Source organism: Litoribacter ruber (assembly GCF_018500185.1).
GTDB classification, from domain to species: domain Bacteria; phylum Bacteroidota; class Bacteroidia; order Cytophagales; family Cyclobacteriaceae; genus Litoribacter; species Litoribacter ruber.
Genome location: NZ_JAHBGI010000063.1, coordinates 1 through 335, shown reverse-complemented (window position 1 = coordinate 335; position 335 = coordinate 1). Strand labels below are relative to the sequence as shown.

The window sequence follows — 335 nt, the reverse complement described above, 5'->3', positions numbered from 1 at the left end:
AGCCCATTAATCCCAATGCGGTTACGAGTGATGGAAGAGACAAGCTGTGGAATCGGTATGATGAGCAGATGGGTACATCAGGGCTGTATAATGGAAACATTGCCTGGATGAATACGGATCTGCCGGGGTTGGAACAGGATCCTATGCAGGCGATGATTTATAATTATGACCAATTGCATCGAATTGTGGAGGCTAGAAGTTTGAGGGAGTATGGGGCGAATGGGTATGCAACGAGGACTTCAACTCCGAAAGCTTATGATGTGGATTATAGTTATGATGATAACGGAAATCTTCTAACTTTACAGAGGAGGAATGAGCAGGCTAGTGTTCAGGAT

The 335-nt window shown here is 44.8% G+C and carries 1 protein-coding gene; it reads left to right on the top strand.

The genetic code is table 11. The annotated features are described in order from the left end of the window. Positions 1–335 (top strand): hypothetical protein (locus KIH41_RS18090; protein ID WP_214163347.1); only part of this gene is annotated, 335 nt, incomplete at both ends.